This window comes from Frankia torreyi (assembly GCF_000948395.1).
Taxonomy (GTDB): domain Bacteria; phylum Actinomycetota; class Actinomycetes; order Frankiales; family Frankiaceae; genus Frankia; species Frankia torreyi.
In genome coordinates this window covers 1-3,602 of record NZ_JYFN01000129.1, presented here as the reverse complement: position 1 = coordinate 3,602, position 3,602 = coordinate 1, and the positions used below count along the sequence as shown (strand labels likewise).

The following is a 3,602-nucleotide window of genomic DNA, read 5'->3' as shown; positions in this document are numbered from 1 at the left end:
GGGGTCGGGGGGGTGGTGGGGGCGTCGGTGTCGCTCGCGGCTCGTAGCGTGGGGATGAGGTCGGGTAACCGGTCGTCGTAGCCGCGCGTCGGCGGATGGACCACGACGGCGGGGGCGTTGAGGCGAGCGGTCGGCGATGGGCTGCGGCCAGTCGGGGTCGTGCCGGGCATCAGGCTGAGGGCGACGAGCAGCCCGATCATCGGGATGGTGGCCAGGGCGCCGGTCGGGCCGGACCGCCGGCGAGCGGGCGCCCCGCCTCGGCCCTGGGCGGGGATCGTGGCGGGGCGATGCCGGCCGGCCGTGTCGGTGGAAGCCCGGTGGCGGCCGGGCTTCTCGGGGGAACGCCGGTGGCGGCTCATACCGTTCGCCTCCCTGCGACATCGACGGGTCGGGTCTCGTCCGCGGCCGTGATTGCAGCCGCCGGTGTGCGCGGTGCCGGCGGCCCCAGCCCATGCGGCAGCCACGCGCCGTTGCGCCGTCGCCCGTGCCAGGGAATGCGGGAAAGCGCGGCTCGGCTGTAGGCGTTCGATCTTGCCGCGCGTCATTGCGAGGCGCAGTCGAAGGTGTCATCCAAAACAAAGAAACCGATCGGGCCAGGGGCACTCCCGTTCCAGTGGCGCCCTGGTCCGAAGGAGGACTGTGGCATAACTCCGGAGGCTTATCCAGTCCTTTGGAAAGAGAACTTCCCTGCTGCCCATAACGATCAATTGGCTGCCAGCCGCAAGAGAAATCGTCACGGAGAGTAGCTCCAAGCCTGGGAGCTGGGCGTTAGCGCGGACACACGGAGGCGGCGTCCGGCTTCGCGTGGTCCGGCGGCCTCGGGCCTCGCGCCCCGGCGCCCGGCCGGATCCGGCCGGACGACGCGCGAGCCGGCACGGGAATCGCCCGAAGGTGGGGAGTGGAGCCGGCTCTTCTCGCCGGCCGGGTACCTCCCCCTGCTCCGCAGGGCTTTTCGGAGGCGGGAGGCCGTCGACGGCAGCCGTCGACCACGGCCGTTCAGGGTGGCCGTCACCTGCGGATACGACGGTCGTCCGCCATCCCGGTGGTTGGGTTGTAGGCCGAATGTGGGCCCGTACCGACTTTCATGTTTCGGCGAGGTAACACACCACTGTGTGATGCGCGCCATAAAAGTAACGCAGCGACACCTCTGTTGCGGGCAAGCGATCAATCTCGGTCACTGAAGGTGACGGGATTGTCGGGTCGATTGGCTTGCTGGCAGGCCAGTGAGTACGCGAGGTAGCCGCGGTTTCCGGCCACCCCCGGGGATGGTCACGGCGCGCGACACAACCCGATCCCAACTGGCGATCATCTTCTTGTACGCCGGTTGATCCCTCTGTCATTTTCGGAGATCCGCGCGGTCTTCGCTCCCCTCGGGGGGCCGCGCTCGTAGCGCCTTCGGACTTTCGTTTCCGGTGGATCGGAGTTGGCGTAATGCGGGCCCTCCCCGTGTGTTTTCGCATGTCACTGACCCGTGCTCTGTGCGTTCTGCTGGCCGCCGTTCTGGCCGGGACAATCGTGCAGTTCGTCCCGGCGGCTCGGACCGCGGCACGGGCGGCCACACCGGCGGGCCCGGCGCAGTCCCCGCCGCCGACGGGGCCGGCGCAACGGCCGGATCTCGTCTCGGCGCAGCTTGCGGCGCGTGCGGAGAAGCGGCGGATCGAGGTGACGGATGCCCGTACGGAGTCGACGTCGACGTTCGTGAACCCGGACGGGACGGTCACGGTCGACTCCTATTCGGGTGTCCGCCGGGTCCGCCGCGGTGACGGTTGGGTGGACGTCGACGCGACGCTGGTGCTGGCGGACGGGAAGGTCACGCCGAAGGTCGCGAAGGCGGGGATCGTGCTGTCGGCCGGGGGGAAGGCGGGCGGGGACGTGGCGACCCTGGTCGACGGTGGCCGCGAGCTCGCCTTTGCCTGGCCGGGCGCGCTGCCCGCGCCGACGCTTGCCGGCAGCACGGCGACCTACGCCGACGTGGCGCCCGGCACCGATCTGGTGGTCAAGGTCGTTCCGACGGGTTACGACGTGCGGATCGTCGCGCACACCGCGGCGGCGGCGCAGGCGGCGTTGCGGTTGCCGTTGCGGTTGAAGGGGTTGACCGCCGAGCGGACGTCGGCGGGGGAGCTGCGGCTGTCGGCGGGGGGGAAGGTGACGGCTCGTTCGCCGTCGCCGTTGATGTGGGATGCCCACGTCGATCCGAAGGTGAAGCTGCCGGACCGTACCCGTGGGGTCGACAGCGCGCTGGAGGGCGCCGGCGCGGCGCCGACCCTCGCGCTCAAGCCGGACAAGGCATGGCTCACTGACCCGTCCCGCCAGTATCCGGTGACGATCGACCCGGCGGCGACCCTGGCGGACAACCTCGACACTGATGTGAACGATGCGAATCCGACGACGAACTATGACACGAACGACATTCTGCGGGTCGGTAACTATCAGGGTGCGGCGGTGAACCGGTCGTTCCTGCGGTTCGACGATTCGGCGATCAAGAACCGGCATGTGACGTCGGCGGTGTTGAACCTGTGGCAGGGCGGGTCGGCGACGTGCACGGTCGAGCCGACGGTCGTGCAGGGCGCCAGCGGCATGGGGGCGGGGACGACGTGGAACTCCCAGCCGAGCGCGGACGGTCACAACTGGGGTAGTGCCACGTTCAACAACGGCGGCTCGTGCACCGGCTCGGGCGGCACGAACATCGACATCACCGGGCTGGTGGACGCCTGGGCGCACAACGGTGCGCCGTCGCCGGAGGCGCTGACGATCCGGGCGCCGAGCGAGTCGGATGCGAACCAGTTCAAGTACTTCTACTCGGGTGACACGATGCTCGCCCCGCACATCTCCACGACGTACAACTCCTACCCGGGCACGGTCGCGGGCCGGTTCACCAGTCCGTGTTCGGCGCAGTGTGGTGGCAGTCCGGCGATGGTGCTGACGAACACGACCACGCCGACCCTGTCGGGTTCCTCGCGTGATCCTGATGGCGGGCAGGTGCGGGTCGACGTCGAGGTGTGGAATTCGGACGGCTCCACGAAGATCACCGGCGGGTCGGTGGCGAACACGCCGTCGAACTCGCCGGCGTACTGGACGGTGCCGTCGGGTCTGCTGACGAACGGCACGGCGTATGAGTGGCGGGCCCGGGCCTACGACGGGGTCGACTACGCGCAGGCGTGGTCGTCGTGGATCCCGTTCATCGTCGACACGACCGCACCATCCGCCCCGACCGGACTGAGTTCGGCGGCGTGGGCGTCCGGTGGCTGGGCGTCGGCGACCTCGGGCACGTTCACCTGGACCTCGCCCGGCGGGGACACCCAGTCGTTCCTCTACGGCCTCGACCAGCCGTCCCCGGCGACGGAGACGACGGCCACGACGACCCCGTCGCTGACCACGACCGCCGGCCTGCACACCTTCTCCGTGCGGACGAAGGACAAGGCGGGCAACCTGTCGCCGGTCGTCTCCTACGGNTTCGGGGTGGGTGCGGGGGCGCTGGCGCAGCCGGCGGACGGCGCCCGCGTCCAGCGGTTCACGACGTTGGAGGGGCAGGCGCCGTCGGCGCAGACCCAGGTGACGTTCCAGTACCGGCTGGGTACGAACACCGCCACCGGCTGGACGGA

Annotated in this window: 1 protein-coding gene and 1 pseudogene; one reads left to right on the top strand and one right to left on the bottom strand. The window is 70.0% G+C overall.

Annotation, left to right across the window (positions count from 1 at the left end; translation table 11 throughout):
* Nucleotides 1–359 (bottom strand): hypothetical protein (locus tag FF36_RS31070; RefSeq protein WP_044888779.1); only part of this gene is annotated, 359 nt, incomplete at its 3' end.
* 1,072 nt (nt 360–1,431) lie between these two features.
* Between FF36_RS31070 and FF36_RS40530 the strand changes: the two are divergent.
* Nucleotides 1,432–3,452 (top strand): annotated as a pseudogene (locus FF36_RS40530) (DNRLRE domain-containing protein); the annotation flags it as partial.
* Nucleotides 3,453–3,602: the final 150 nt, after the last annotated feature.